Origin of the sequence: Blastomonas sp. CCH1-A6, from assembly GCF_001556365.1 — a bacterium.
Lineage (GTDB): Bacteria > Pseudomonadota > Alphaproteobacteria > Sphingomonadales > Sphingomonadaceae > Blastomonas > Blastomonas ursincola.
Window position 1 is genome coordinate 1 of the sequence record NZ_LSIS01000463.1, and the last position, 521, is coordinate 521.

Here is a 521-nt window from a genome sequence, read left to right on the forward strand (position 1 = left end):
GGCAGTGACAGCCGGGGGTTTCGATGAGGTGCGGATTGTGGTCGGCGAGCACGGTCGTGCCATCGGCGATGCGCTCGCTGGGCTGGACTGCCATCTGGTGGAGGCCGCCGACTGGCAGCAGGGCATGTCCGCTTCGATCCGAGCCGGCATCGCCGGCCTACCGGACGAGGGCGAGGGGGCGTTCCTTTTCCTCGGCGACATGCCGCTGGTGCCGGTGGCCTTGTGCGGCGAGCTGGTGCGGCTAGCGCAGCGCTCGGGCTATGCCGCGCGGCCCAGGGTCGATGGCAAGCCCGGCCATCCGGTCTGCTTCGTGCGTTCAGCGTTGCCCGATCTGATGCAGCTTTCTGGCGATCGCGGGGCAGGGGATGCGCTCAAGGACAGGCCGCTCGCCTATCTGGACACCGACGATAGCGGCGCGCTGCTCGATATCGACGATGCCGCCTCGCTGGCGCTGGCCGAGCGGGTGTGGAACTCGCGCGCGACATCGGCGATATCGAGCAGCGCGCCGCTATCGTCGGTGT

1 protein-coding gene is annotated in these 521 nt (G+C 69.1%); it reads left to right on the forward strand.

The window, feature by feature from the left end; genetic code table 11:
* Positions 1–37: 37 nt before the first annotated feature.
* Positions 38–521 (forward strand): NTP transferase domain-containing protein (locus tag AX735_RS20625; protein ID WP_231750200.1); only part of this gene is annotated, 484 nt, incomplete at its 3' end.